The following is a 26777-nucleotide window of genomic DNA, read 5'->3' as shown; positions in this document are numbered from 1 at the left end:
AGATCCCGAATACGCCTTCGCGGGCTTGCTCGCGAAGGCGTGCGACCTGACAGCTCGTATCCTGAACGTTAAAAAGCAGATCAAAAGTTCGCAGCCTCGTTCCACTCGTCAGCTCCTACAGGATCGGCGGATGAGTCTGGCGTTGCACATTTCCACCGCTACACTCATTTCCATTGATCTGCGACACCAAACCGCACGACGCTTTTTTACTTATCGGCCCTGATCAGGCTAAATAGCCCGCGCCTGATCGCCCACCCAACGGATCTGTCCCATGAACCGACACCGGCTCGCATTTGCCTGGATCGCCTGCTTTGCAGTGCTGTTCAACATGCTCGCCATGCCGATGACCGGGGCGCTGGCGCAGGCGGCCAATTCACCGGCCGAACAATTGCTGTGGAGCAGTTTCTGCACCGGCAGCGGGACGAAGATGGTGGCGATCAACATCGGCGCCCCAGAGCAGAAAGCCCCGTCCAACGACAGCCATTCCAACATGCAGCATTGCTGGTGCTGCTCGGGTTCAGCGCCGCTGGTGGCGTTGCCGGGGCATGCGCCGCAGCTGTATTTTGCCCGCTTCGAAAGCAATCGCAGCGTGGCGCCGCCCTCGTTGCAAACACCGACACCGCGCCAGCAATGGCCGAGCCTTAATCCCCGCGCCTCGCCTCTGGTTTGATTTGTTCTCGCAATTGACCTGCGTATCAAATCGTTCTGGAGAACTGCCATGTTGAACAAACTCTTCGTCATCGCTGCGCTGTTGCTGCCGGCGTGCTTCGCCCATGCCCACGAATACAAGGCCGGCGAGCTGGAAATCGCTCACCCGTGGTCGCAGGAGTTGCCGCCCAACGCGCCAACCGTCGCCGCTTATTTTGTGATCAGTAATCCCGGCAAGACCGACGACCGTCTGCTCAGCGTCGACTCGCCGATCACTGACGAGGCTCAGTTGCACGAGCACGTGATGCAGGGCGATCTGATGAAAATGCAGCAAGTGCCCAACGTGGTGATCCCGGCCGGCGGCAAAGTGACGTTCGCGCCGATGGCCTATCACGTGATGCTGCTCAACCCGAAAGACCGCAGCCTGCTCAGCGACGGCAAACGCTTCCCGCTGACCCTGCATTTCGAGAAGGCCGGCAACGTGACCGTCGAAGTCGCGGTGCAGAAGAAACCACCGGAAACCAAGGCACACGATCACGCCCAGTAACCGATCCGGCTGACCACGCCCGTGCGCCCGCAACGCGCCGGGGCGTCCAGCAAGCATCGCCAGAGTCAGGCTCTGACCCGCGGTAGCTGGATCGCCCTGTTCGCCATGTTGATGATCTTCATCGGCCCGCTGATTTCTCAGTCGATGCCGATGGATCAGCACGCCTCGAGTTCCATGCCGATGAGCATGGACATGGCCATGCCGGGTATGGATCACGCCGCGCACGGCGCACAACCGGCTGCCGAACACTGTCCGCCGCAATCCTCGCACCACGCCCTGTGGGAAAAGTGTGGTTATTGCAGCCTGCTGTTCAATTGCCCGGCGCTGACCGGTGGCGGCACGTTCGCCACGTTCAGCATCGCCCACGTCAACACCTTCGTCCCATCCTCCCCGCGTCTGGGCCATGCCCGGCAGACCTTCTTCCCTGGCGCCCGCACCCGCGCCCCGCCCGTCACAGCGTAAACACCGCACCTTTGATTGCACACGGTTGAGAAGACAGCTTCAGGCTGCCGGCCGTGTCGTTTACGACTGTTTGATGGAAATTGTCATGTCCAGGTTTTCTGCTGTTCCACGTTTGAGCACTGCTCAAGCGTCTTTCGCCTTGAACGAATCGCGGATTCGTTTCTCGCACGCTACCGCCGTCCTTTGCGGCGTCCTGCTGTCGCCGCTGGTGCTGGCCGATGACCACGCCGGGCACAACGAAGAATTGAGCCCGACGGTGATCACGGCCATCGCCCCGAACTCGCCGCTGACCATCGTCACCAACCCCAAGGACCCGCGCCAACCGGTGCCGGCCAGCGACGGCGGCGATTACCTGAAGACCATTCCCGGCTTCGCCCTGGTGCGCAACGGCGGCACCAATGGCGACCCGGTGCTGCGCGGCATGTTCGGTTCGCGGCTGAACATTCTCACCAACGGCAGCATGCTGCTCGGCGCCTGCCCGGGGCGCATGGACGCACCGACCTCCTACATCTCGCCGGAAACCTACGACAAGCTCACGGTGATCAAAGGCCCGCAAACCGTACTCTGGGGCCCGGGCGCATCGGCGGGCACGATCCTCTTCGACCGTGAGCCGGAGAGCTTCGGCGAACTCGGCACGCGGGTGAATGCCAGCGTGCTGGCCGGCTCCAACGGACGCTTCGACAAGGTCGTCGATGCTGCTGCCGGCGGGCCATTGGGCTACGTGCGGGTGATCGGCAACACCGCGCACTCCGACGACTACCGCGACGGCAACAACGACATCGTTGCCTCGCGCTACGACAAGTGGAACGGTGACATCGCCGTCGGCTGGACCCCGGACGCCGACACCCTGATCGAGCTGACCGCCGGCAAGGGCGATGGCGAAGCGCGCTACGCCGGACGCGGCATGGACGGTTCGCAGTTCCTGCGCGAAAGCCTCGGCCTGCGCTTCGAAAAATCCAACATCACCGACGTGCTGGAGAAACTCGAAGCACAGGTCTACTACAACTACGCCGACCACGTGATGGACAACTACACCCTGCGCACACCGTCCGGCACCGGGATGATGGCCGGGCCCATGGCCTCCAACGTCGACCGTCGGACCCTCGGCGCGCGGATCAAGGCGACCTGGCGCTGGGCCGACATCCAGCTGATCACCGGCCTCGATGCGCAGACCAACGAACACCGCCAGCGCAGCGGCATGGGCATCGACACCTACAAGGATCAGCCCTACACCAAGGACGCCGATTTCCATAACTACGGCGTGTTCAGCGAAATGACCTGGTACGCCGCCGACCGCGATCGGCTGATTACCGGCGCCCGGGTTGACCGTGCTTCGGCCAAGGATTACCGGCAGCGCATTGGTTCGGGAATGATGAGCCGGCCAAACCCGACCGCCGACGAGACCCGCGCCGACACCCTGCCCAGCGGTTTCGTGCGCTACGAGCATGACCTGGCCGACACACCGGCCACGCTGTACGCCGGCCTCGGTCACGCGCAGCGCTTTCCGGATTACTGGGAGCTGTTTTCACCGAAGTCCGGCCCGGCCGGTTCGCTGAATGCGTTCGACTCGATCAAGCCGGAGAAGACCACCCAGTTCGACTTTGGCGTGAACTACAAGACCGCCGAACTCGAAGCCTGGGCCTCGGGCTACGTCGGTGTGGTGCGCGACTACATCTTGTTCGACTACACGCCAACGATGATGGGCATGAGCACTTCGCGCGCGGAAAACATCGACGCACGGATCATAGGTGGCGAACTCGGCGCCGCCTACAAACTCACCGATAACTGGAAAGCCGACGCGACCCTGGCGTACGCCTGGGGCAAGAACAGCAGCGATGGCAAGGCCCTGCCGCAAATGCCGCCACTGGATGCCCGCTTCGGCCTGACCTACAGCGAAGACCACTGGAGCGCCGGGGCGCTGTGGCGCGTGGTCGCGGCGCAAAACCGCATCGACCAGAACAAAGGCAACGTGGTCGGCAAGGACTACGACAAGAGCGGCGGCTTTGGCGTGTTCTCGCTCAACGGCGCCTACCGGATCAACAAGAACTGGAAGGTCAGCACCGGCGTCGACAACCTGTTCGGCAAGGCTTACGCCGAGCACCTGAACCTGGCGGGCAACGCCGGTTTCGGCTACCCGGCCAACGACCCGCAAGCGATTAACGAGCCGGGGCGCACGCTCTGGACCAAGGTCGACATGAGTTTCTGACAAGAAAAAATCAAAAGATCGCAGCCTCCTGCATGGGAGCGCGTAGATCCTGTAGGAGCTGCCGAAGGCTGCGATCTTTTGATCTAAAAACGATTCGCCAAGCGGAGCAAACGTGATGCAAAAGCCCAAACCGAATTTCTACAACCTGGCCTGGCGCTGGCATTTCTATGCCGGATTATTCGTCGCGCCGTTCATGGTGATGCTGGCCCTGACGGGCATCGTTTACCTGTTCAAACCGCAACTCGACTCACTGATGTACAGCAGCCTGCTCAAGGTTCCGGCCGGGCATCACACGGTGCCGGCCGATGACCTGCTGCAACGGGTCAAGAGCGCTTATCCACAGGGCCAAATCACCCAATATCTACCGCCGGCCAACGCCGAACGCAGTGCGCAATTTGTCGTGAAGAACGAAGGTCATGAACTCAACGTATTCATCGATCCGTATCACGGCGACATCCTCGGCGAGCAGGATGCAAAGAAAAATCTGCAAGCCGTCGCCCGCGCCATTCACGGCGAATTGATGATCGGCACGCTCGGTGACCGCTTGATCGAACTCGCCGCCGGTTGGGGTGTGGTGTTGGTGGTGTCCGGAGTGTTCCTGTGGTGGCCGCGCGGGCAGGCCGCCGGAATTCTGTGGCCACGCCTGAACAGTCGCGGTCGGGTGTTGTGGCGTGATCTGCACGCCGTCACCGGATTCTGGGGCGCCGCACTGTTGCTGGTGATGCTGCTCAGCGGCATGACCTGGACCGGCTTCTGGGGCAAGCAATACGCCCAAGTCTGGAACGTGTTCCCGGCCGCGATGTGGAACAACGTGCCGACCTCCGATGTCGAGGCCGGCAGCCTCAACAACGCCGCGCGCCAGACCGTGCCATGGGCAATGGAAAACACGCCGATGCCGATGTCCGGTGACCATGCCGAGCACATGGCCCACGGCGGCATGCAACACGGTCCCGCCGCACCCGCGATCACCCTGCAAGACGTGCAGAACATCGCCATTGAGCGCAAGGTCGAACCCGGCTACAGCATCACTCTGCCGACCACCGCGACCGGGGTATTCACCATTGCCGTGTTCGCCGACGACCCGCGTAACGATGCGACCCTGCATGTCGATCAGTACACCGGCAAGGTCCTCGCCGATGTGCGTTTCGAGCAGTACGGCGCGGTGGCACGGGCCACGGAAATCGGTGTGATGCTGCATGAGGGCAAGATGTTCGGCACCTTCAACCAGATCGTCGTGCTGCTGATCTGCCTGATGATTCTGCTCAGCGCCGTCAGCGGTGTGGTGATCTGGTGGAAGCGCCGTCCGCAGGGCAAGTTCGGCGTGCCGCCGCTGCGCCATGACCTGCCGAAATGGAAAACCGGCGTGGCGATCATGCTCGCTCTGGCCGTGATCTTTCCGCTGGTGGGCGCTTCGCTGGTGCTGGTCTGGCTGCTGGATCGCCTGCTGTTGTCGCGTCTGGGCCGCCAAGCTGAATCTGCCTCAACTTCAACGTGAAGCAGGCGAGATGCGCGTTTCAGACAGATCTTTAAACTGCCGGGGTTTAAACTCCGGCAGATTTTAGTGTTACTGTATAACGCAAGTGTGCCGCTCTGCCCGCGATCAAAAGTTGCGGGCTTTCTTTTGAAGAAGTGATTCACCGCCCCGATGAACAAGTACCTCTTGTCCAGCCTCTGCCTGTTCGCCCTGAACAACGCCAACGCCGACAGCCAGCCGTTGACGCTGCCCGCGGGCACCATCACCGCGCCTGCGCTTGACGAAGAAAATGTCAGCCTGACCACGCCGACCTCCGCCGGTTCGCGCCTGAACCTGACGGCCCTGGAAACCCCGGCCAGCGTCGAAAGCCTCAGCGGCGAGCAGGTTCGCGCCCGTGGCGATCGCAGCGTGCAGGACGCGGTGTCGCGCAGCACCGGCATCAGCCGCACCGGCACCCCGGGCGATGGCGGCACCTCGTTGCAGGCGCGCGGTTTTACCGGGCAGAGTTCAGTGATGCAGTTGTATGACGGCAACCGCATGTACACCGGCATGGGCACCGTGACCTTTCCGGTCGACACCTGGTCGGTGCAGCGCGTCGACGTGCTGCGTGGCCCGGCCTCGGTGCTGTACGGCGAAGGCGCGACCGGTGCGGTGGTCAACGTGATTGCGAAGCAACCGTTCGAGGGCGACATCGAAAACCACTTGCGCCTCGGCTACGGCTCCTACGACCGTCAGCAGCAGGCATTCGACAGCGGCGGTTCGCTGAGCGACACCCTGAGCTATCGGCTCAATCTCAATCGCCTGCGCAGCAACGGCTGGATTGATCGCGGTGATTCATCAAGCGATTTCATCAGCGCCGCGCTGCGCTGGCAGGCCACCGAAGACCTGGCCTTCACCCTCGCCCACGATTACGGCGATCAGCGCCCGCAGAACGACTTCGGCACGCCGTTGATCAACGGCCAATTGAAAGACAGCCTGCGCAACAAGAACTACAACGTGCGCGACGACCAGCAGCACTACAACGATCAGTGGACGCGCCTGACCACGGATTGGCAGATCAACGATGCCGTCAGTGCCAGCAACGAGCTGTATTACCTCAAGGCCCGGCGCCGCTGGCAGAACGCCGAGAACTACAACTTCGACACCGCCACGCAACAGCTCAGCCGCAGCGGCTACTTCGGCATCGGCCACCAACAGGAACAGGTCGGTGACCGCCAGACCTTCACCTTCAAGCACTCGCTGTTCGGCCTCGACAGCCAGACCGTGACTGGCGTCGATTACAACCGCATCCGTTTCCAGCTCAACAGCAACTCGCCGTTCAACGATGTGTTGCCCAACGGTCAGCCCTTGGATCTGTATCACCCGCAACCGGGCTATTTCGAAAGCGCCAACCCGTACCGCGACCAGTTCGACAGCACCACCAGACAGATGTCAGTGTTCGGCGAAAACCGCACACAACTCAGCGAGCGCTGGTCGCTGGTGACCGGCGTGCGCCGTGACTATGTACAGGTGGATCGCAACAACCTGGTCGACGACAGCCAGAGCGACAAGACCCTGACCGGCAATAACTGGAAGGCTGGACTGGTGTTTGCCCTGACGCCCGAGACTTCGTTTTACGCTCAGGTCGCGACCAGCACCGACGGCATTGGTGGCCTGATATCCCTGAGCCCGAGTCAGCAGCAATACGACCTGTCCACGGCACGCCAGACCGAGGTCGGCATGAAGCAGTTGTTCTGGGATCAACGCGGCGAGTTCACCCTGGCGGCCTATCGCATCGTCAAAAAGAAGCTGCTGACCGACGATCCGGGTAACCCGACGCTCAAGCAGCAAGTCGGTCAGCAATCGTCCAACGGTCTTGAAGCCAGCCTCGACCTGCAACTGCCGCACGCCTGGCAACTGCAGGCCAACGCCGCCATCGTCAAGGCCAAGTACGATGACTTCTCCGAAGTGGTCAACGGACAGACGCTGTCGTACAACGGCAATCGTCCGGTGGATGTACCGCGTCAAACTGCCAATCTGTGGCTCAATAAAAACCTCAGCGATGATCTGAAGGCTGGCGCCGGCGTGCGTTATGTCGACGCGCGCTACGCCGACATGGCCAACCGCAACGAGCTGCCCAGTTACACCGTGGTCGATGCGACGCTGTCGTGGCAAGCCTTGCGCAACACCACGCTGGGCCTGCAGCTGAACAATCTGTTTGACCGCCGGTACGCACAAAGCCAATACAATGACGGCCAGCAATGGATCCTCGGCGAGCCGAGGTCGTTCTTCGTCACCGCTGATTACACCTTTTAAAAGCTCAAACATTCCTGTGGTGAGGGGATTTATCCCCGATCGGCGGCGAAGCCGTCGCAATCCGATGAATACAGTCTTCTGACAAATCGTGATTACAGGTTTTGGGACCGCTGCGCGGTCCATCGGGGATAAATCCCCTCACCACAAATGATGTAATGAATTCAGGAATTTGATGACCTCGCTAAATCTCGCCAACCTTGCCTGGACACCCCTGGGCCACGGCCACTGCCATCACCAGTTCCAGCTGCGTGATGCCTCGTTGCAGGTGGCCGCCGGTGAGTTTGTCGGGCTGATCGGCCCCAACGGCAGCGGCAAGACCAGCCTGCTGCGCTGCGCCTATCGCTTCAGTCAGCCGGAAAGCGGCGAGGTCAGACTCGATCACCACAACGTGTGGAAGCAATCCTCGCGCTGGTGCGCACAACGCATCGCCGTGGTTCTGCAGGAATTCCCCGATGCCTTTGGCCTGACCGTCGAAGAAGTGGTCGCCATGGGTCGCACGCCGCACAAAGGCCTGTTCGATGGCGACACGCTGGAAGATCGCAATCTGGCGACGCAAGCGCTCAAATCCGTCGGCCTCGACGGCTTCGAAGACCACGCGTTCGCCACCCTGTCCGGCGGTGAGAAGCAGCGGGTGATCCTTGCCCGCGCCCTGACCCAGCAACCGCAACTGTTGATCCTCGACGAGCCGACCAACCACCTCGACCCGCGTTATCAGCTCGAACTGCTGCAACTGGTCAAACGTCTGCAGATCGGCACCCTCGCCAGCATCCACGACCTGAACCTGGCCGCCGCGTTCTGCGACCGGCTGTACGTGATCAATCACGGCCGGATCGTCGCCAGCGGCACGCCGCCAGAAGTACTGACCACCGAGTTGCTGCGCGACGTGTTCGGCGTCGAGGCGTTGATCGACTCCCACCCCCTCCACGGCTACCCGCGAATCACCTGGATAACCCGACCATGACTGTGCGTTCCCTGCTTTGCGTCGCTCTTCTATTGTGCAGTGCCCAGGCCTTGGCCGAAGCCACCAAATACCCGCTGACCGTCCATAGCTGCAACCGCGAAGTGACCTTCAACGAGGCGCCGAAGCACGCGGTCAGCCACGACATCAACATGACTCAGATGATGCTCGCCCTCGGCCTCAAACCGCGCATGGCCGGCTACAGCGGCGTCAGCGGCTGGAAGTCGGTGACGCCCCAGATGCAGTCGCTGCTCGACGGCTTGCCGGAGCTGGCCGCGAAATATCCGTCGGTGGAAACCCTGCTCAACGCCAACGTCGATTTCTTTTTCGCCGGCTGGGATTACGGCATGCGCGTCGGCGGCGATCTCACCCCGCAGACCCTGCAACCACTGGGCATCAACGTGTATGAGCTGACCGAGTCCTGCGCCTTCGTGATGAAGCGTCCGGCGGCGACGCTGGATGACACCTACAACGACCTGCGCAACCTCGGGAAGATTTTCGACGTACAGGATCGCGCCAACGCACTGATCGCCGACATGCAGAATCAGGTCGCCGAGATCCGTAAAGACCTGCCCGCCGACAAGCCGCGTGTGTTCCTCTACGACAGTGGCGAAGACCGCGCCATGACCTCCGGCCGACTCGGCATGCCGCAGGCGCTGATCGATGCGGCGGGTGGGCGCAACATTCTCGATGACGTCGACGCGAGCTGGACCCGGGTCAACTGGGAGACCGTGGTCGAACGCAATCCGCAGGTGATCGTGATCGTCGACTACAGCGAAATCACTGCCGAGCAGAAGATCGAATTTCTGCTGAAGAACCCGGCGCTGCAATCGGTCGATGCGATCAAGAACCAGCGCTTCATTGTCATCCCTTACGTGCAGGCCACGCCGGGGATCGATAACGTGCTGGCGGTGGAAACCCTGGCCAAAGGGTTCCACGGCGAATGATCGACCGTCGCTACGCCTTGTTGCTGATCGCCCTCGGCGCCGTGTTGCTGGTGTCGTGCGTGGTCTCGCTCGGCTTTGGCCCGGCGCGGGTGCCGGTGGAGGTGGTGTGGCGGATTCTGCTGCACAAGGCCTTCGGTTTCGGCGAGATGAGCTGGAGCGCCGGGCAGGAGCACATCGTCTGGCTGATCCGCGTGCCGCGCATGCTGCTCGGGGCGTTGGTCGGTGCCGGGCTCGCGTTGATCGGCGCGGTGCTGCAGGCGGTGACGCGTAATCCACTGGCCGATCCGCACCTGCTCGGCGTCACCTCTGGCGCGACCCTCGGCGCAGTGATCGTGGTGCTGCACATTGGTGAAATCGTTGGCCTGCTGACCTTGCCGATTGCCGCCTTCATGGGTGCATTGCTGAGCATGTTTCTGGTATTGGGCATCGCCAATCGGCAGGGTCGACTCGACAGCGACCGCTTGCTGCTGTGCGGCGTGGCGGTGTCGTTCGTGATGATGGCGATCGCCAACCTGCTGTTGTTCATGGGCGACCATCGCGCCAGCTCGGCGGTGATGTTCTGGATGCTCGGCGGCCTTGGCCTAGCGCGTTGGGAGCTGCTGGCGATACCCGCGCTGAGCGTGTTGCTCGGCCTCGGTCTGCTGCTGGGCATGGCCCGCCCGTTGAATGCACTGATGGCTGGCGAGCAGACCGCCGTGACCCTCGGCCTGAATGCCCGGGCGGTGCGTTTGCGGGTGTTTGTGATCGCCTCGTTGATGACCGGAGTGCTGGTGTCGATCAGTGGCTCGATCGGCTTTGTCGGGCTGATGGTGCCGCACATTGCCCGGCGTCTGGTGGGTGCCGAACATCGCCGTCTGCTGCCGGCCTGCGTACTGCTCGGCAGCCTGTTTCTGGTGTGGGTCGATGTGGCCGCGCGAACCCTGATCGCGCCGGAAGACCTGCCCATCGGCGTTGCCACCGCGGCCATCGGCGGCCTGTTCTTCATCGGCCTGATGCGCCGCCGCTGACACAACACAATCCCCCTGCAGGAGCTGCCGCAGGCTGCGATCTCTTGATCTTGCTTTTGATCATTAGAAATCAAGGTCAAAAGATCGCAGCCTGCGGCAGCTCCTACAGGAATTGTGGGCGCCCCAATCTGGCGCGGCCGCCTGCACCAACGCTCTCTCCGCGTCCCTTCATGGTGCACCCCACCCACGCGCGACCGCTCTAAACCGACATTTTCCTGCCCGATCCCGACCGGGCACAGCCCTTGCAAAACACCCTTCAGTCGTCCGCATCTGCCAACCATAAAAAACTTTAACGTTCATGGAGATCGCACAATGAAGCGTCGCAGTTTGATCAAGGCTTTCACACTCACGGCATCCATTGCCGCGATGGGCATGACCTGGACTGTCCAGGCCGCCGAGACCATCAAGGTGGGGATTCTGCATTCGTTGTCCGGGACCATGGCGATTTCCGAAACGTCGCTCAAGGACATGGCGCTGATGACCATCGAGGAGATCAACGCCAAGGGCGGGGTGAATGGCAAGATGCTCGAACCGGTGGTGGTCGACCCGGCGTCGAACTGGCCGCTGTTCGCCGAGAAAGGCCGGCAGTTGCTGACTCAGGACAAGGTCGCGGTGGTGTTCGGCTGCTGGACCTCGGTGTCGCGCAAATCGGTGCTGCCGGTGTTCGAAGAACTCAACGGCCTGCTGTTCTACCCGGTGCAATACGAAGGCGAAGAGATGTCGCCGAACGTGTTTTACACCGGCGCCGCGCCGAACCAGCAAGCGATCCCGGCCGTTGAATACCTGATGAGCGAAGAAGGTGGCAGCGCCAAGCGTTTCTTCCTGCTCGGCACCGACTACGTCTACCCGCGCACCACCAACAAGATCCTGCGCTCGTTCCTGCACTCCAAAGGCGTGGCCGACAAGGACATCGAAGAGGTCTACACCCCGTTCGGTCACAGCGACTATCAAACCATCGTCGCCAACATCAAGAAATTCTCCGCCGGCGGCAAGACCGCTGTGATCTCGACGGTCAACGGCGACTCCAACGTGCCGTTCTACAAAGAGCTGGCCAACCAGGGGCTGAAGGCGACCGATGTACCGGTGGTGGCGTTCTCCGTGGGTGAAGAAGAACTGCGCGGCATCGACACCAAACCGCTGGTGGGCAACCTTGCGGCGTGGAACTACTTCGAGTCCGTGGAGAACCCGGTGAACAAAAAGTTCGTCGCTGACTGGAAGGCTTACGCGAAGAAACACAACCTGCCGGGCGCCGACAAAGCGGTGACCAACGACCCGATGGAAGCCACCTACGTCGGCATCCACATGTGGGCGCAGGCGGCGGAGAAAGCCAAGTCCACCGACGTCGACAAAGTCCGCGAAGCGCTGGCCGGCCAGACCTTCGCCGCACCCTCGGGTTACACCTTGACCATGGACAAGACCAATCACCACCTGCACAAACCAGTGATGATCGGCGAGATCCAGAACGATGGTCAGTTCAACGTCGTGTGGCAGACCGAAGGCCCGATCCGTGCGCAGCCGTGGAGTCCGTTTATCGATGGCAACGACAAGAAACCGGATTATGCGGTGAAGAGCAACTGAGCCATTGGGTGTCGGGCTGATGAGCATTTTCGGCCCGACACAATCCCTCTGTGGGAACAATATTTTGTGGTGAGGGGATTCATCCCCGACCGGCTGCGAAGCAGTCGCGAAGCAGTCGCGAAATCAGTCGACGCGATCAATCTGATACACCGCGACCGCTGGATTTGGGGCTGCTTCGCAACCCATCGGGGATGAATCCCCTCGCCACAAAGACTGCGCCCACCATTAGTCCGCGCAAGGCGACTCTTTATGCCGACTACCCTTTACCGCTTCATCCTCGCCCTCGCACTGTTGGTGCCGATGGCCGGCCACGCCAGCGACGCCGAAGACTTCGTCGCCGCCAATCCCGTGCAGCAAGCCAAACTGCTGGAAGCCTGGGCTGCGCAGCCCGAGCCGGCGCGTGTCGAACTGATCAACGCCCTGCAGCAAGGCGAATTGACCCTCGAGGGCCAAACCAAAACCCTGCGCCTGAACAACCGCCTGCGGGGTCTGATCGACACCGCTCTGGCCAGCCACCAATTGCTCGCCGCCGACGCCAAAACCCGTCTGACTGCCGCGCAGCAATTGCAGAAAAGCGCGAAACCCGCGCAGCTGAAATTCCTCGACCAGCAACTGGCTGGCGAAAAAGACGAGAACGTCCACGCCGCCCTGAGCCTGGCGCTGGCCAACCTGCAACTGGTGGACAGCGACCCGGCGGTGCGTCTGGCCGCCGTACGCCTGCTCGGCGAAACCGGCGATCCGCTGGCCCGCACCCGCCTCGAAGGACTGCTCGAACCTGGCGTCGAAAGCGATGCCGGTGTGCGTACCGCCGCCGAAACCAGCCTGGCGCAGGTCAAGCGCAAACTGCTGATCGGTGAAGTATTGGGTCAGGCGTTCAGCGGCATGTCCCTCGGCTCGATTCTGCTGCTCGCGGCCCTCGGCCTCGCGATCACCTTCGGCCTGCTCGGGGTGATCAACATGGCCCACGGCGAGATGCTGATGCTCGGCGCCTACTCGACCTACGTGGTGCAGTTGCTGTTCCAGCGCTACGCGCCACAGGCGATCGAGTTCTATCCGCTGATTGCGTTGCCGGTGGCGTTCTTCGTCACCGCAGCAATCGGCATGGCGCTGGAGCGCACGGTGATTCGACACCTCTATGGCCGACCGCTGGAAACCCTGCTCGCCACTTGGGGCATCAGCCTGATGCTGATCCAGTTGGTGCGCCTGCTGTTCGGTGCACAGAACGTTGAGGTGGCGAATCCGGCGTGGCTGTCCGGCGGGATTCAGGTGCTGCCGAATCTTGTCCTGCCGTACAACCGCATCGTGATCATCGCCTTCGCCTTGTTCGTGGTGGCGCTGACCTGGCTGCTGCTGAACAAGACCCGCCTCGGCCTCAATGTCCGCGCGGTCACGCAGAACCGCAACATGGCCGCCTGCTGCGGCGTGCCCACCGGGCGCGTCGACATGCTCGCCTTCGGCCTCGGTTCGGGCATCGCCGGCCTCGGTGGCGTGGCGCTGAGCCAGATCGGCAACGTCGGCCCGGACCTCGGCCAGAGCTACATCATCGACTCGTTCCTGGTGGTGGTGCTGGGCGGTGTCGGCCAACTCGCCGGCAGCGTACTGGCGGCGTTCGGCCTGGGCATCGCCAACAAGATTCTCGAACCGCAGATCGGTGCGGTGCTCGGCAAGATCCTGATCCTCGCGCTGATCATTCTGTTCATCCAGAAACGTCCGCAAGGCCTCTTCGCACTGAAAGGACGGGTGATCGACTGATGAACCAGCCTCTACTTGTCACGGCCACGCAAAAGGCCGGCCCGAAACTCACGCTTGCCATCGGCGCGGTGATCCTCGCGCTGTTGATCGCCCTGCCGTTGCTCTCGCTGTTGCCGGCGGACAGCGCGCTGCACGTCTCGGCCTACACCCTGACGCTGGTCGGCAAAATCCTCTGCTACGCCATCGTTGCTCTGGCGCTGGATCTGGTCTGGGGTTACGCCGGGCTGCTGTCGCTGGGCCACGGGCTGTTCTTCGCCCTCGGCGGTTATGCGATGGGCATGTACCTGATGCGCCAGGCCGCCGGTGACGGCTTACCGGCGTTCATGACCTTTCTGTCGTGGACCGAATTACCGTGGTACTGGAGCGGCACCAGCAGTTTTATCTGGTCGATGTGTCTGGTGGTGCTGGCGCCAGGTCTGCTGGCGCTGGTGTTCGGTTTCTTTGCCTTCCGCTCGCGGATCAAGGGCGTGTATTTCTCGATCATGACCCAGGCCCTGACCTTCGCCGGCATGCTCCTGTTTTTCCGCAACGAGACCGGCTTCGGCGGTAACAACGGCTTCACCAACTTCCGCACGATTCTCGGCTTCGGCATCACTGAACCGGGCACCCGCGCGGTGCTGTTTCTGGCCACCGTGCTGTTGCTGGTGGCGAGTCTGTTCATCGGCTGGCGTCTGGCGCAGAGCAAGTTCGGCCGGGTGCTGACCGCGCTGCGCGATGCGGAAAACCGCCTGATGTTCTGCGGCTACGACCCGCGCGGTTTCAAGCTGTTTGTCTGGGTCTTGAGCGCGGTGCTGTGCGGTCTGGCCGGGGCGTTGTACGTACCGCAAGTGGGGATCATCAACCCCAGCGAAATGTCGCCGACCAATTCGATCGAAGCGGCGGTGTGGGTCGCCCTTGGCGGACGCGGAACCTTGATCGGACCGCTGCTCGGCGCCGGGGTGGTCAACGGCATGAAGAGTTGGTTCACCGTGGCTTTCCCTGAATACTGGCTGTTCTTCCTCGGCGCGCTGTTCATCGTCGTGACGTTGTATTTGCCCAAAGGCGTGATCGGCCTGCTGAAGAAACGAGGTGAACAATGAGAGTCACTGCGAGTGCTGAATTCATGCTCGAACCGGCGTTTTTCCCCGTGGAACCGAACAAGGATGAGGGCACCAGCCGCGACTCGATCGGCCTCGGCCAGCGCGTCGGCCCGGGCCTCGATACCCGCCACGGCACGATCCTGACCCTGGAAGACATCAGCGTCAGCTTCGACGGTTTTCGCGCCCTGAACAATCTGAACCTGTACATCGGCGTCGGCGAGTTGCGCTGCATCATCGGCCCCAACGGCGCGGGCAAGACCACGCTGATGGACGTGATCACCGGCAAGACCCGCCCCAGTCACGGCAAGGCCTGGTTCGGCGAAACCCTCGACCTGACGCAGATGAGCGAAGTGCAGATTGCCCAGGCCGGGATCGGTCGCAAGTTCCAGAAACCCACAGTGTTCGAAGCGCTGAGCGTGTTCGAGAACCTGGAACTGGCGCAGAAAACCGACAAGTCGGTGTGGGCCAGTTTGCGGGCGAAGTTGAGCGGCGAGCAGAAAGACCGGATCAGCGAAGTGCTCGACACCATTCGCCTGACCACCTCGGTCAATCGCCCGGCGGGCCTGCTGTCACACGGGCAGAAGCAGTTTCTGGAGATCGGCATGTTGCTGATGCAGGACCCGCAACTGCTGCTGCTCGACGAACCGGTGGCGGGCATGACCGATGCCGAAACCGAATTCACCGCCGAGCTGTTCAAGTCGCTGGCCGGCAAGCATTCGCTGATGGTGGTGGAGCACGACATGGGCTTCGTCGGCTCGATTGCCGACCATGTGACGGTGCTGCATCAGGGCAGCGTGCTGGCGGAAGGGTCGCTGGAACAGGTGCAGGAAAACGAGCGGGTGATCGAGGTCTACCTCGGCCGCTGATGATCCATCCCCTGTAGGAGCTGCCGAAGGCTGCGATCTTTTGATCTTGATCTTAAAAACAAGATCAAAAGATCGCAGCCTTCGGCAGCTCCTACACAGGGATTTGAGGAGATTTTGAGAATGCTGCAAGTCGACAAGCTGCACCAGTACTACGGCGGTAGCCACATCCTCCGTGGCCTCTCATTCGACGTAAAAGTCGGCGAAGTCACCTGCCTGCTCGGGCGCAACGGCGTGGGCAAGACCACCCTGCTCAAATGCCTGATGGGCCTGTTGCCGGCCAAGGAAGGCGTGGTGAATTGGGAAGGCAAAGCGATCACCACGCTCAAGCCGCACCAGCGGGTACACGCCGGTATCGCCTATGTGCCACAGGGCCGGGAAATCTTCGGCCGGCTCACGGTGGAAGAGAATCTGCTGATGGGTTTGTCGCGGTTTCCCGGCAGTGAAGCGAAGGAAGTCCCAAGTTTCATCTACGAATTGTTCCCGGTGCTGCTACAAATGAAGCAGCGCCGCGGCGGCGACCTGTCCGGCGGCCAGCAACAGCAGCTCGCTATCGGTCGCGCCCTGGCCAGTCGTCCGCGTTTGCTGATCCTCGACGAACCCACCGAAGGCATCCAGCCCTCGGTGATCAAGGAGATCGGCGCGGTGATCAAAAAGCTCGCGGCGCGGGGCGACATGGCCATTTTGCTGGTGGAGCAGTTCTACGATTTCGCTGCGGAGCTGGCCGATCAATATCTGGTGATGTCCCGGGGCGAGATCGTGCAACAGGGTCGCGGCGAAAATATGGAGGCCGAGGGTGTACGAGGTCTGGTAACAATTTAATCTGTAGCTTCCTAACGATAATCACAAACCATGAACTTACCGCTTCCCACTGCCCTGTTTACCCCGAGCTGGCACGCCGAGCTGGAACTGGCCTACGCCCGCTTCGGCGACTGCACGCGCCCGGTTCAGCGCCGGCATCTCGGCCCGCTGCGCGTGCAAAAGCACCTGTACGCCGAAGGCCCTGAGGTCTGCCAGCACATCATCGTCCACCCGCCGGGCGGGATCGCCGGCGGTGACCGGCTAAACATCAGCGCCCGCGTCGAAGCAGACGCCTGGGCGCAGATCACCAGCCCCGGCGCGGCCAAGTGGTATCGCGCGGCGGGGCCGGCCTATCAGCAACTCGATTTGAAAGTGGCCGCAGGTGCGACGCTGGAGTGGCTGCCGCAGGAAACCATCGTCTACAGCGCCGCCCAGGCCGAACTCACCACCTCGATCGAACTTGAAGGCGATGCGCGGCTGTTCTACTGGGACGTGGTGGCGCTGGGCCGACCGGCCAGTCGCGAGCGCTTCGACCTCGGACACTTTCAAGCGCATCTGGATATCCGTCGTGACGGGCGATTGCTCTGGCACGAACGTCAGAGGATTACTGGCGGTGACGGTTTGCTGGATTCGCCCATCGGTCTGAATGGCGATCCGGTGTTCGCCACGCTGTTGGTCACCGGTGAAATCGACGCCGAGCTGCTGGAGCGCTGTCGTTCGCTGACGCATGCCGTGCGCGGGGATTTGACCCAGTTGCCGGGGCTGTTGGTTGCCCGCTGCCTGGCGAGCGAGGCACTGCTGGCCCGCGCCTGGCTGATCGACCTGTGGCGCCTGCTGCGCCCGGCCCTGCTCGGCCGCGAGGCCCAGCCACCACGAATCTGGAATACCTGAAATGCACTCCCCGTATTCCTCTGTAGGAGCTGCCGAAGGCTGCGATCTTTTGATCTTGCTGTAAAAAATCAAGATCAAAAGATCGCAGCCTTCGGCAGCTCCTACAGAGCGTACGACTTAACTTTCTTCTGCCGAGATTTGAAAAACAAATGGACCTGACCCCACGCGAAAAAGACAAGTTGCTGATCTTCACCGCCGGCCTCGTCGCCGAGCGCCGACTGGCCCGTGGCGTGAAGCTCAACTACCCGGAAGCCATGGCCTACATCTCCGCCGCGCTGCTCGAAGGCGCCCGTGACGGCCAGACCGTGGCCGAGCTGATGCACTACGGCACCACCCTGTTGAGCCGCGAGCAAGTGATGGAAGGCATTCCGGAAATGATCCCGGAGATCCAGGTCGAAGCGACGTTCCCCGACGGCACCAAACTGGTCACCGTCCACCAACCGATCGTTTGAGGACTCGCCATGACCTACACCATTCGCGATGCCCTGCACGCCGACCTGCCGGCGATCCGTGACATCTACAACGACGCGGTGCTCAACACCACGGCGATCTGGAACGAATCGGCGGTCGACCTCGGCAACCGCCAGGCGTGGTTCAGCGCCCGTCAGGCCCAGGCCTATCCGATTCTGGTGATCGTCGACGCCGACAACGTGGTGCTCGGCTACGCTTCCTTTGGCGACTGGCGGCCGTTCGACGGTTTCCGTCACACCGTCGAGCACTCGGTCTACGTGCGCAGCGACCAGCGCGGCAATGGCCTTGGCCCGCAATTGATGAGCGTGCTGATCGAGCGGGCCAAAGCCTGCGACAAGCATGTGATGGTCGCCGCCATCGAAAGTGGCAATGCCGCTTCCATTCGTCTGCATGAACGCGCCGGTTTCAGCATCACCGGACAGATGCCGCAAGTCGGCACCAAGTTCGGCCGCTGGCTCGACCTGACCTTCATGCAACTGATCCTCAACCCTGGCGCGCAGCCGCCGCTCGCCAACAAGGAGTGACACGCGATGAACCCCGCCCAACTGCGACGCGTCAATGCGGAAAGTTTTGCGCACTATCGTCAGGGCCTGATTGATCTGCTGCTCGACGCCGTGGGTTATGGCGCCAGCGTCGGCTTCATGGCCGACCTTGATGCCGCGCAGGCTCGCGCCTACTTCGATGAAGTGCAGCAACACGTGAACAAGGGCAGCGTGTTGCTCTGGGTGGTGGTCAAGGATGAAGAGGTGCAGGCCAGCGTGCAGTTGGGCCTGTGCCAGAAAGCCAACGGCCTCAATCGCGCTGAAGTGCAAAAACTGCTGGTGCGCGAACAGGCGCGGCGGCGAGGCCTCGGTCAGCAATTGATGAACGCGCTGGAACTCGAAGCGGCCAAGCACAAGCGCGGCATGCTCTACCTCGACACCGAGGCCGGCTCGCCCGCCGAAGAGTTCTACAAGGCCCTGGGTTACACCCGCGCCGGTGAAATTCCCGATTACGCCTGCGACCCGCACGGCACGTACCGTCCGACCGCCCTCTACTACAAGATTCTGCAAGGAGCCCGGCCATGATTCCCGGCCAGTACCAGATCCAGCCCGGCGACATCGAACTGAATGTCGGCCGCCGCACCCTCAGCCTGAAAGTCGCCAACAGCGGTGACCGGCCGATTCAGGTCGGTTCGCACTATCACTTTTTCGAAACCAATGACGCGCTGACCTTCGACCGCGCCGCCAGCCGTGGCATGCGCCTGAACATTCCGGCCGGCACCGCCGTGCGCTTCGAGCCGGGGCAGAGCCGCGAGGTCGAGTTGGTGGAGTACGCCGGGCATCGGCGGGTGTTCGGCTTTGCCGGGCGGGTCATGGGTGATCTCGACTGAAGCAGATTCACCTGTGGTGAGGGGTTTATCTGTGGTGAGGGGATTCATCCCCGATCGACCGCGCAGCGGTCGCCAACCGCCACCTGCCCCACCACAAAATCACTTTTGCTGAATGGCGGGTGCTTCGCACCCGATCGGGGATGAATCCCCTCGCCACAATAAATTTTTGCAAGGAATTGAAATGAAGATTTCCCGGCAAGCCTACGCCGACATGTTCGGCCCCACCGTCGGCGACAAGGTGCGCCTGGCGGACACCGAGTTGTGGATCGAAGTCGAAAAAGACTTCACCACCTACGGCGAAGAAGTGAAGTTCGGCGGCGGCAAAGTCATCCGTGACGGCCAGGGCCAGAGCCAGTTGCTCGCCGCCGAAGTGGTCGACACGCTGATCACCAATGCGTTGATCATCGACCACTGGGGCATCGTCAAAGCCGACGTCGGTCTCAAGGACGGGCGCATCGCTGCTATCGGCAAGGCCGGTAACCCGGACGTACAACCGAACGTGACCATCGCCATCGGCGCCAGCACCGAGGTGATCGCCGGTGAAGGCATGATCCTCACTGCCGGCGGCATCGACACGCACATCCACTTCATCTGCCCGCAGCAGATCGAAGAAGCGCTGATGAGCGGCGTCACCACCATGATCGGTGGCGGCACCGGACCTGCCACCGGCACCAACGCCACCACCTGCACCTCCGGGCCGTGGCACCTGGCGCGCATGCTGCAGGCCGCCGACGCGTTCCCGTTGAACATCGGCCTCACCGGCAAGGGCAACGCCAGCCTGCCGGAGCCGTTGATCGAGCAGGTCAAGGCCGGGGCCATCGGCCTCAAACTGCACGAAGACTGGGGCACCACCCCGGCGAGCATCGACAATTGCCTGAGCGTCGCCGACCAGTACGACGTACAAGTGGCGATCCACACCGACACCCTCAACGAGTCCGGCTTCGTCGAAACCACCTTGGGCGCGTTCAAGGGCCGCACCATCCACACCTATCACACCGAAGGTGCCGGTGGCGGTCACGCGCCGGACATCATCAAGGCCTGCGGTTTCCCTAACGTGCTACCGAGTTCGACCAACCCGACCCGGCCGTTCACCCGCAATACCATCGACGAACACCTCGACATGTTGATGGTCTGCCACCACCTCGACCCGAGCATCGCCGAAGACGTGGCGTTCGCCGAAAGCCGTATCCGCCGCGAGACGATTGCCGCCGAAGACATCCTCCACGACCTCGGCGCGTTCTCGATGATCAGCTCCGACAGCCAGGCCATGGGCCGTGTCGGCGAAGTCATCACGCGTACATGGCAGACCGCCGACAAGATGAAAAAGCAGCGCGGCCCGCTGCCCCAGGACGGCGAAGGCAACGACAACTTCCGCGCCAAGCGCTACATCGCCAAATACACGATCAACCCGGCGATCACCCACGGCATCAGCCATGAGGTGGGCTCGGTGGAGGTCGGCAAATGGGCCGACCTGGTGCTCTGGCGCCCGGCGTTCTTCGGCGTAAAACCGACGCTGATCCTCAAGGGCGGCGCCATCGCTGCCAGCCTGATGGGCGACGCCAATGCGTCGATCCCAACCCCGCAACCGGTGCACTACCGCCCGATGTTCGCCAGCTACGGCGGCTCGCTGCACGCCACCAGCCTGACGTTCATCAGCCAGGCCGCACAGGAGGCAGGGCTGCCCGAGGCACTGGGACTGAAGAAGAAAATCGCCGTGGTCAAAGGCTGCCGCGATGTGCAGAAAACCGACCTGATCCACAACGATTACCTGCCGAACATCGACGTCGATCCGCAGACCTATCAGGTCAAGGCCGACGGTGTGCTGCTGTGGTGTGAACCGGCGGAAACCTTGCCGATGGCTCAGCGTTACTTCCTGTTCTGACACACGGCAAAAGGCCCCCGACCCGCGTCTTGCGCACGGGCCGGGGGCCTTTTTCATGGGGCAGGAAAACCGATGCGCAAACGGTCGTGTATTTCCCGCCAAAGGGGCTAATATTCGATTCGCTCCGCCTATTTTCAGGAACTGCCCATGCGTCTTTCCGAGTTCATCTTGGCCAACATCGAGCCTATCGTCGATGAATGGGAACAGTTCGCCGCGACCATCACGCCGGCGGCCGACCATCTGGATTCCACTGCGCTGCGCGATCACGCCAGCGAGATTCTGCGGGCCGCCGCCCGTGACATGAGCAAGCCACAAAGCCCCGCCGAACAGGCTGCCAAAGCCAAGGGCGAGGGCCCGGAAAAAACCCCGAGTCTGGACGAGGCCGGCGCCAGCCATGGCGAACTGCGCCACACCGTCGGTTTCGATCTGGTGCAGATGACCAGCGAATTCCGCCATTTGCGCGCCTGTGTGATCCGCCTGTGGGTCAACAGCCTTGAGTCGCCGGACGTGACCTACTTCCAGGACATGATCCGCTTCAACGAAGCCATCGACGAAGCCCTCGCCGAATCCACCGCAGCCTACGCCGAGCAGGTCAACCGTTCGCGCGACATTTTCCTCGCCATTCTCGGCCATGACCTGCGCGCGCCGCTGCAGGCGGTGAGCATGTCCACCGAACTGCTGCTGCGCAAATCCAGCCTTGAAGGCGATGCCCTGGCCTGCGCCCAGCACATCAAGCGTGGCGCGCGGCACATGGCGACGATGGTCAGCGACCTGCTGGAGCTGGTGCGCAGTCGCCTCGGCCGTAGCCTGCCGATCGAGCCGGCAGCGATGGACCTGGCCGTTGCGGCGCGGGCGGCGATTGCCGAAGCCTGCGCCGGTAATCCGCTATCCGATCCGAAGCTCACGGTGCACGGCGACACCCGTGGGGTGTGGGACGCCGGGCGAATCGACCAGCTCCTGCAAAACCTGATCGGCAACGCCTTGCAGCACGGCACCAGCCAACGCGACGTGACCCTTGATCTGCGTGGCGAGGACGACAACGTGTGCCTGACGGTGCACAACTACGGCACACCGATTTCCGAAGAGGCGATCGGCACGATTTTCGACCCGCTGGTGCGCAGCGCCGACGAAGAACTCGGGCAGCCGTCGACCAGCCTCGGGTTGGGCTTGTTCATCGTCAAGGAAGTGGTGAGCGCCCATGGCGGGACAATCGACGTCAGCTCGAGCGAGGCTGACGGGACGCTGTTCAGTGTGGTGTTGCCAAGAAAGGTTTAAGCAGGGAAATCTGCGGTGAATTCATCGCTGGCAAGCCAGCTCCCACAGATCCGGCGTCGAATACAAACTTTGTGTACGACATAGTTCCTTGTGGGAGCTGGCTTGCCAGCGATGAGGCCGGCCAATACTACCGAAAACCTATTCGACCACCAGCCGCCCCAAGCGCTGCCTGAGCATCCGGTTCTCCGCCCGCAACTCATGCACCTCCTCCAGCAGATTCAGGGCCAGGGCGACGCCCTCCCACTCCAGCTCCAGCTCGCGCCGCAACTTCGCGGCGCGTTTGGCCAGGCTCAGCTCGTAGTCGGTGAACCGCCATTCCCGGGGCTGCGCGCCCTGAGGTTCGAGGATGCCGTGTTCGACGATTTCGATCACGTAGACGTCCGACAGATCGGCCGCCTCACAGAATTCTGCCATGTCCAGTTGAACGATCAGGGGGCTGCTCATGATGGGCTACTCCGTCGTCGGATTCAGAAGTTCTCGCGTGGGTTGAACGCGGCTTTCTTCGCCAGTTCCTGCCACAGCGCCTTGACCTCGTCGTCCGAGGTTTTCGGCATCACAGCCTTGAGCTGCACGAACAGGTAACCGCGCTCACCGGCCTTGTTTTTCAGACCATGGCCCTTGGCGCGCATGCGCTGGCCGTTCTGGCTGCCGGCCGGAACCTTGAGGTTGATCTTGCCGGTCAGGGTCGGCACGGCCACCTCGGTGCCCAGCGCCAGCTCCCACGGTGCCAATGGCAAGGTGATGATCAGGTTTTCGCCTTCGACATCGAATTTCGGATGCGGCGCAAAGCGAATGGTCAGATACAGGTCGCCATTGGCCCCGCCACCGATGCCCGGCGCGCCCTGCCCCTTGAGGCGGATGCGCTCGCCGTCGGTGACGCCCGCCGGGATCTTCACGTTCAGGCTTTTGCTGGTGTTGCTGACGTGCTGACCGTTGGCGTTGTATTGCGGGACCTGAAAGCTGACCTTCTTCGATTCGTTCGACAGCGTCTCCTCAAGGAAGATCGGCAGTTCCATTTCCACGTCTTGTCCCCGCCGTCCTGCACTGCGTTGTTGCCGACCTTCGCCGCCACCGAAACCGGCGCCGCGATTGCCGAAGATCGAACTGAAGAAGTCCGAGAAGTCGCCGGTGTCGCCACCACCGCCGCCAAAGCCACCACGGCTCTGCCAGCCCGGCGGGCCCTGGAACGGCTGACCATGCTGGCCATAACGGCGCAGGTCGTCGTACTCGGCGCGCTTGTCGGCGCTCTTCAGCGCTTCATAGGCTTCCGAGGCGTCCTTGAACTTGGCCTCGGCGTCTTTTTCCTTGCTGACATCGGGGTGGTATTTGCGCGCCAGCTTGCGATAGGCAGCCTTGATTGCCTTGTCGTCCGCTGTCGGCTCCACGCCGAGTATCTTGTAATAGTCTTTGAAGTCCATCGAAGGAATCACCATCCGTTATCGATTTCGCGCCGAGACCAGCATGCGCTCATTCGCACGTGCCGGGTTGACCGATCTCAACTTTGTGACCGGGTGGCGCAGCAGAAGTTTATCGGCAGTGGACGACGGTTCTTGCGACCGCCGGTATGTCTGCCGGCCCATGCCAGCAAGTTTGGGGCGAAGCTGCGACTTTCAAGAAGCTTAGTCGTGAAATAGCAGATGACCGGCCTTCGAATCTGCCGCGCACTGACATACACTGCGCGGCCGTTTTTTGACCGGAACCCGAAAGACATGAACAACGCCTCTCCAGCCCGTGCCTGCGGTATCGACTTCGGCACCTCCAACTCCACCGTCGGCTGGCTGCGCCCCGGCATGGAAACGATGATCGCGCTGGAAGACGACAAGATCACCCTGCCGTCGGTGGTCTTCTTCAACATCGAAGAGCGCCGCCCGGTGTACGGTCGCCTGGCCCTGCACGAATACCTGGAAGGCTACGAAGGCCGGCTGATGCGCTCGCTCAAGAGCCTGCTGGGTTCCAAGCTGATCAAGCACGACACCAGCGTGCTCGGCACGGCGATGCCGTTCAAGGATCTGCTGGGGCTGTTCATCGGCCAGCTCAAGAGCCGTGCCGAAACGGCCGCCGGTCGCGAGTTCGAACAAGTGGTGCTGGGCCGCCCGGTGTTTTTCGTCGATGACGACCCGCTGGCTGACCAGGAAGCCGAAGACACCCTGGTCGAAGTGGCACGCAAGCTTGGTTTCAAGGACGTGTCGTTCCAGTACGAACCGATTGCCGCCGCCTTCGACTACGAGTCGACCATCGAAAAAGAAGAGCTGGTGCTGATCGTCGACATCGGCGGGGGTACCTCCGACTTCTCGCTGGTGCGCCTGTCGCCCGAGCGTCGTGGCATGGACAACCGTCACGACGACATCCTCGCCACCGGCGGCGTGCACATCGGCGGGACCGATTTCGACAAACAACTGAGCCTGCAAGGCCTGATGCCGCTGTTCGGCTACGGCAGCCGGATGAAGAGCGGCGCCTACATGCCGACCAGCCACCACATGAACCTGGCGACCTGGCACACCATCAACTCGGTGTACTCGCAAAAGTCCACCCTGGCGCTGGGCAGCATGCGCTACGACATCGAGGACACTGGCGGCATTGATCGCCTGTTCAAGCTGATCGAACAGCGCGCCGGGCACTGGCTGGCGATGGAAGTCGAAGAAACCAAGATCCAGCTGACCCACGCCGACAGCCGCCACGTGCCGCTGGACCGCATCGAGCCGGGCCTGAGCGTGGAACTGAGCCGCGCTCTGTTCGAATCGTCGATCGACGCGCTGCTTGAGCGCGTGCGCGGCAGCGTCACGCAGCTGTTGAACGATGCCAACGTCTCGGTGGGTCAGGTCGATACGGTGTTCTTCACTGGCGGCTCCAGCGGCATTCCGGCGCTGCGCAACAGCGTCTCGGCGATGCTGCCGAATGCGCGACATGTGGAAGGCAATATCTTTGGCAGCATTGGCAGCGGTCTGGCGATCGAGGCGATGAAGCGTTACGGCGCGACGGCCTGATCCGGAATCGGCAGTGCGCCATTCGCGAGCAGGCTCGCTCCCACAGTGGATCGCATTTCAACTGAAGGAATGCGCTCAAAATGTGGGAGCGAGCCTGCTCGCGAAGAGGCCAGCTCAAACACTACAAATTCTGAATCAAACCATCCCGCCCAGCTTCAACTCACTCTTCAGATACGCGTAATAAATCGGACCCGCCACCACCCCCGGCAGGCCGAACGCGGCTTCGAACACCAGCATCGCCAGCAGCAACTCCCACGACTTGGCACTGATCTGCCCGCCGACAATGCGCGCGTTGAGGAAGTATTCGAGCTTGTGGATAAAAATCAGGTAACCCAGCGCCGCCACCGCCACCCAGATCGACAGCGACAGGCCGACGATGGTGATCAGCGTGTTCGACATCAGGTTGCCGATCACCGGCAGCAGGCCGAGCAGGAAGGTCAGGACGATCAGGGTCTTGGTCAGTGGCAGCTTGATGCCGAACAGCGGCAGGATCACCGCGAGGAAGATCGCGGTGAAGAAGGTGTTCAGCAGGGAAATCTTGATCTGCGCGAAGACAATGTTGCGGAAGGCTTGCACCAGCAGGTGCAGGCGATCAAACAGGGCGGCGGCCAGCGGCTTGCGCTTGGTCACATCCGGTATCCGCTGCAGGGCAATGATTGCGCCGAGGACCATGCCGATCAACAGGGTGACAAACATGTGCGCCGCGTCCTTGCCCACCAGTTGCAGGTCAGCCAGGTGTTTGCTCGCCCACTCACCAATCGCCACGCGGAACTCCGCAGCACTGGCCGGCAGATAGGCATCGAGAAACGGCGGCAGTTGCCCGCGCGCGCGATCAACCACGCCCATGAATTTGTCGAGCGAGGCGCCCGGGTTTTCCGCTTCGTGCAGCAGGAAACTGATAGCACCGGCAAAGATCAGCGCCAGCACGCTGACCACCAGGGTGCCCAGCAGCGCCACCGCCAGCCAGCGCGCGCGCCGGCCTTCGATCAATCGTTGCAGTTGCGGGGTGAGCATGTTGACCAGCTCGAACACCAGCAAACCGGCCAGCAGGCTGGGCAACAAGCGCAGCGGCAATGCCAGCAGCAAACCGCCAAAAATAATGATGCAACTGACCCAAAACACAACATGACGCTCAGAAAACGTTGGCATACAGCCTCAAAACGAACGGCGTAAAAGGATTGGCAGTCTGCCAGCGATCCGGCGCCGAAGCGAGTAGATGCCCCGCATCCTGGTCGCGCCGAAAAGATCGCAGCCTGCGGCAGCTCCTACAGGATCGCGGTCTCAT

General features: G+C 62.1%; 25 protein-coding genes. 22 read left to right on the top strand and 3 right to left on the bottom strand.

Annotation, left to right across the window (positions count from 1 at the left end; genetic code table 11):
• Positions 1-271: 271 nt before the first annotated feature.
• The 21 genes from ACYZUM_RS30065 (at position 272) to ACYZUM_RS29965 (ending at position 22508) form a co-directional block, all read left to right on the top strand.
• On the top strand, positions 272-670 hold the full coding sequence (locus tag ACYZUM_RS30065) for a DUF2946 domain-containing protein (RefSeq protein ID WP_108181550.1): 399 nt from the start codon (positions 272-274) through the stop codon (positions 668-670).
• A 48-nt stretch (positions 671-718) separates the two neighbouring features.
• Positions 719-1195 (top strand): copper chaperone PCu(A)C, encoded by a 477-nt coding sequence (locus ACYZUM_RS30060; RefSeq protein WP_108181549.1) that lies wholly within the window; start codon positions 719-721, stop codon positions 1193-1195.
• Positions 1196-1216: 21 nt separating this feature from the next.
• Complete coding sequence (locus ACYZUM_RS30055) at positions 1217-1657, top strand: DUF2946 domain-containing protein (RefSeq protein WP_108181548.1); 441 nt, start codon at positions 1217-1219, stop codon at positions 1655-1657.
• Positions 1658-1742: 85 nt separating this feature from the next.
• Complete coding sequence (locus ACYZUM_RS30050; protein ID WP_108181547.1) at positions 1743-3863, top strand: TonB-dependent copper receptor; 2121 nt, start codon at positions 1743-1745, stop codon at positions 3861-3863.
• Between the two features lie 115 nt (positions 3864-3978).
• On the top strand, positions 3979-5358 hold the full coding sequence (locus ACYZUM_RS30045) for a PepSY-associated TM helix domain-containing protein (RefSeq protein ID WP_108181546.1): 1380 nt from the start codon (positions 3979-3981) through the stop codon (positions 5356-5358).
• Between the two features lie 150 nt (positions 5359-5508).
• Positions 5509-7632, top strand: a complete 2124-nt coding sequence (locus ACYZUM_RS30040) for a TonB-dependent receptor (protein ID WP_108181545.1) — start codon at positions 5509-5511, stop codon at positions 7630-7632.
• A gap of 172 nt (positions 7633-7804) precedes the next feature.
• On the top strand, positions 7805-8593 hold the full coding sequence (locus tag ACYZUM_RS30035) for an ABC transporter ATP-binding protein (protein ID WP_108181544.1): 789 nt from the start codon (positions 7805-7807) through the stop codon (positions 8591-8593).
• Positions 8590-9537, top strand: coding sequence for an ABC transporter substrate-binding protein (locus ACYZUM_RS30030; protein WP_041068194.1), 948 nt, complete (start codon positions 8590-8592; stop codon positions 9535-9537). Before ACYZUM_RS30035 ends, ACYZUM_RS30030 begins: the two co-directional genes overlap by 4 nt.
• Positions 9534-10544, top strand: coding sequence for a FecCD family ABC transporter permease (locus ACYZUM_RS30025; RefSeq protein ID WP_108181543.1), 1011 nt, complete (start codon positions 9534-9536; stop codon positions 10542-10544). The genes ACYZUM_RS30030 and ACYZUM_RS30025 overlap by 4 nt, the downstream gene beginning before the upstream one ends.
• Positions 10545-10856: 312 nt before the next feature.
• The gene (gene urtA / locus ACYZUM_RS30020) at positions 10857-12122 is read left to right on the top strand and encodes an urea ABC transporter substrate-binding protein (protein WP_108181542.1); all 1266 of its coding nucleotides are present in this window, start codon (positions 10857-10859) and stop codon (positions 12120-12122) included.
• 249 nt (positions 12123-12371) lie between these two features.
• Positions 12372-13874 (top strand): urea ABC transporter permease subunit UrtB, encoded by a 1503-nt coding sequence (gene urtB, locus ACYZUM_RS30015; protein WP_108181541.1) that lies wholly within the window; start codon positions 12372-12374, stop codon positions 13872-13874.
• Positions 13874-14953, top strand: a complete 1080-nt coding sequence (gene urtC / locus ACYZUM_RS30010) for an urea ABC transporter permease subunit UrtC (RefSeq protein WP_041068203.1) — start codon at positions 13874-13876, stop codon at positions 14951-14953. The genes urtB and urtC overlap by 1 nt, the downstream gene beginning before the upstream one ends.
• On the top strand, positions 14950-15819 hold the full coding sequence (urtD, locus tag ACYZUM_RS30005) for an urea ABC transporter ATP-binding protein UrtD (protein ID WP_007967933.1): 870 nt from the start codon (positions 14950-14952) through the stop codon (positions 15817-15819). The genes urtC and urtD overlap by 4 nt, the downstream gene beginning before the upstream one ends.
• 120 nt (positions 15820-15939) lie before the next feature.
• A complete protein-coding gene (urtE, locus tag ACYZUM_RS30000; protein ID WP_096794791.1) occupies positions 15940-16638 on the top strand; it encodes an urea ABC transporter ATP-binding subunit UrtE in 699 nt (232 codons plus the stop codon).
• A 30-nt stretch (positions 16639-16668) separates the two neighbouring features.
• Positions 16669-17508 (top strand): urease accessory protein UreD, encoded by an 840-nt coding sequence (locus ACYZUM_RS29995; protein WP_108181540.1) that lies wholly within the window; start codon positions 16669-16671, stop codon positions 17506-17508.
• A 149-nt stretch (positions 17509-17657) separates the two neighbouring features.
• Complete coding sequence (ureA, locus tag ACYZUM_RS29990) at positions 17658-17960, top strand: urease subunit gamma (RefSeq protein WP_003221215.1); 303 nt, start codon at positions 17658-17660, stop codon at positions 17958-17960.
• A 9-nt stretch (positions 17961-17969) separates the two neighbouring features.
• Positions 17970-18503 (top strand): GNAT family N-acetyltransferase, encoded by a 534-nt coding sequence (locus ACYZUM_RS29985; RefSeq protein ID WP_108181539.1) that lies wholly within the window; start codon positions 17970-17972, stop codon positions 18501-18503.
• Positions 18504-18509: 6 nt separating this feature from the next.
• A complete protein-coding gene (locus tag ACYZUM_RS29980; protein WP_108181538.1) occupies positions 18510-19046 on the top strand; it encodes a GNAT family N-acetyltransferase in 537 nt (178 codons plus the stop codon).
• Positions 19043-19351, top strand: coding sequence for an urease subunit beta (locus ACYZUM_RS29975; RefSeq protein ID WP_007966984.1), 309 nt, complete (start codon positions 19043-19045; stop codon positions 19349-19351). The genes ACYZUM_RS29980 and ACYZUM_RS29975 overlap by 4 nt, the downstream gene beginning before the upstream one ends.
• Positions 19352-19532: 181 nt before the next feature.
• Positions 19533-21233 (top strand): urease subunit alpha, encoded by a 1701-nt coding sequence (ureC, locus tag ACYZUM_RS29970; RefSeq protein ID WP_108181537.1) that lies wholly within the window; start codon positions 19533-19535, stop codon positions 21231-21233.
• A 147-nt stretch (positions 21234-21380) separates the two neighbouring features.
• Positions 21381-22508 carry a sensor histidine kinase gene (locus ACYZUM_RS29965; protein ID WP_108181536.1) on the top strand — a complete coding sequence of 376 codons (1128 nt, stop codon included), beginning with the start codon at positions 21381-21383 and terminating at the stop codon, positions 22506-22508.
• A 138-nt stretch (positions 22509-22646) separates the two neighbouring features.
• Here ACYZUM_RS29965 and ACYZUM_RS29960 read toward each other — a convergent pair whose 3' ends face one another.
• Together ACYZUM_RS29960 and ACYZUM_RS29955 are read right to left on the bottom strand one after the other, a co-directional pair.
• Positions 22647-22952 (bottom strand): chaperone modulator CbpM, encoded by a 306-nt coding sequence (locus ACYZUM_RS29960; RefSeq protein ID WP_003221201.1) that lies wholly within the window; start codon positions 22950-22952, stop codon positions 22647-22649.
• A 23-nt stretch (positions 22953-22975) separates the two neighbouring features.
• On the bottom strand, positions 22976-23926 hold the full coding sequence (locus ACYZUM_RS29955; protein ID WP_041065895.1) for a DnaJ C-terminal domain-containing protein: 951 nt from the start codon (positions 23924-23926) through the stop codon (positions 22976-22978).
• 291 nt (positions 23927-24217) lie between these two features.
• Between ACYZUM_RS29955 and ACYZUM_RS29950 the strand changes: the two genes are divergently transcribed.
• Positions 24218-25492, top strand: coding sequence for an Hsp70 family protein (locus ACYZUM_RS29950; protein ID WP_108181535.1), 1275 nt, complete (start codon positions 24218-24220; stop codon positions 25490-25492).
• 135 nt (positions 25493-25627) lie between these two features.
• Here ACYZUM_RS29950 and ACYZUM_RS29945 read toward each other — a convergent pair whose 3' ends face one another.
• Positions 25628-26641, bottom strand: coding sequence for an AI-2E family transporter (locus ACYZUM_RS29945; protein ID WP_108181534.1), 1014 nt, complete (start codon positions 26639-26641; stop codon positions 25628-25630).
• Positions 26642-26777: the final 136 nt, after the last annotated feature.

Source organism: Pseudomonas sp. m6p (genome assembly GCF_055760375.1).
The sequence above is the reverse complement of the archived record's forward strand: the minus strand, read 5'-3'. Positions and strand labels throughout refer to the sequence as shown.

Excerpts from the sequence above, each read along its gene's own strand:
- ACYZUM_RS30050 (WP_108181547.1), top strand. The coding sequence starts at position 1,743 with ATGTCCAGGTTTTCTGCTGTTCCACGTTTGAGCACTGCTCAAGCGTCT.
- ACYZUM_RS30060 (WP_108181549.1), top strand. The coding sequence starts at position 719 with ATGTTGAACAAACTCTTCGTCATCGCTGCGCTGTTGCTGCCGGCGTGC.
- ACYZUM_RS29975 (WP_007966984.1), top strand. The coding sequence starts at position 19,043 with ATGATTCCCGGCCAGTACCAGATCCAGCCCGGCGACATCGAACTGAAT.
- ACYZUM_RS29945 (WP_108181534.1), bottom strand. The coding sequence starts at position 26,641 with ATGCCAACGTTTTCTGAGCGTCATGTTGTGTTTTGGGTCAGTTGCATC.
- ACYZUM_RS29960 (WP_003221201.1), bottom strand. The coding sequence starts at position 22,952 with ATGAGCAGCCCCCTGATCGTTCAACTGGACATGGCAGAATTCTGTGAG.
- ACYZUM_RS29980 (WP_108181538.1), top strand. The coding sequence starts at position 18,510 with ATGAACCCCGCCCAACTGCGACGCGTCAATGCGGAAAGTTTTGCGCAC.
- ACYZUM_RS29965 (WP_108181536.1), top strand. The coding sequence starts at position 21,381 with ATGCGTCTTTCCGAGTTCATCTTGGCCAACATCGAGCCTATCGTCGAT.
- ACYZUM_RS29995 (WP_108181540.1), top strand. The coding sequence starts at position 16,669 with ATGAACTTACCGCTTCCCACTGCCCTGTTTACCCCGAGCTGGCACGCC.
- ACYZUM_RS30035 (WP_108181544.1), top strand. The coding sequence starts at position 7,805 with ATGACCTCGCTAAATCTCGCCAACCTTGCCTGGACACCCCTGGGCCAC.
- ACYZUM_RS30040 (WP_108181545.1), top strand. The coding sequence starts at position 5,509 with ATGAACAAGTACCTCTTGTCCAGCCTCTGCCTGTTCGCCCTGAACAAC.
- urtC (WP_041068203.1), top strand. The coding sequence starts at position 13,874 with ATGAACCAGCCTCTACTTGTCACGGCCACGCAAAAGGCCGGCCCGAAA.
- ureC (WP_108181537.1), top strand. The coding sequence starts at position 19,533 with ATGAAGATTTCCCGGCAAGCCTACGCCGACATGTTCGGCCCCACCGTC.
- ACYZUM_RS29950 (WP_108181535.1), top strand. The coding sequence starts at position 24,218 with ATGAACAACGCCTCTCCAGCCCGTGCCTGCGGTATCGACTTCGGCACC.
- urtA (WP_108181542.1), top strand. The coding sequence starts at position 10,857 with ATGAAGCGTCGCAGTTTGATCAAGGCTTTCACACTCACGGCATCCATT.
- ACYZUM_RS30030 (WP_041068194.1), top strand. The coding sequence starts at position 8,590 with ATGACTGTGCGTTCCCTGCTTTGCGTCGCTCTTCTATTGTGCAGTGCC.
- ACYZUM_RS30065 (WP_108181550.1), top strand. The coding sequence starts at position 272 with ATGAACCGACACCGGCTCGCATTTGCCTGGATCGCCTGCTTTGCAGTG.
- ACYZUM_RS30045 (WP_108181546.1), top strand. The coding sequence starts at position 3,979 with ATGCAAAAGCCCAAACCGAATTTCTACAACCTGGCCTGGCGCTGGCAT.
- urtE (WP_096794791.1), top strand. The coding sequence starts at position 15,940 with ATGCTGCAAGTCGACAAGCTGCACCAGTACTACGGCGGTAGCCACATC.
- ACYZUM_RS30025 (WP_108181543.1), top strand. The coding sequence starts at position 9,534 with ATGATCGACCGTCGCTACGCCTTGTTGCTGATCGCCCTCGGCGCCGTG.
- urtB (WP_108181541.1), top strand. The coding sequence starts at position 12,372 with ATGCCGACTACCCTTTACCGCTTCATCCTCGCCCTCGCACTGTTGGTG.
- ureA (WP_003221215.1), top strand. The coding sequence starts at position 17,658 with ATGGACCTGACCCCACGCGAAAAAGACAAGTTGCTGATCTTCACCGCC.
- urtD (WP_007967933.1), top strand. The coding sequence starts at position 14,950 with ATGAGAGTCACTGCGAGTGCTGAATTCATGCTCGAACCGGCGTTTTTC.
- ACYZUM_RS29955 (WP_041065895.1), bottom strand. The coding sequence starts at position 23,926 with ATGGACTTCAAAGACTATTACAAGATACTCGGCGTGGAGCCGACAGCG.
- ACYZUM_RS29985 (WP_108181539.1), top strand. The coding sequence starts at position 17,970 with ATGACCTACACCATTCGCGATGCCCTGCACGCCGACCTGCCGGCGATC.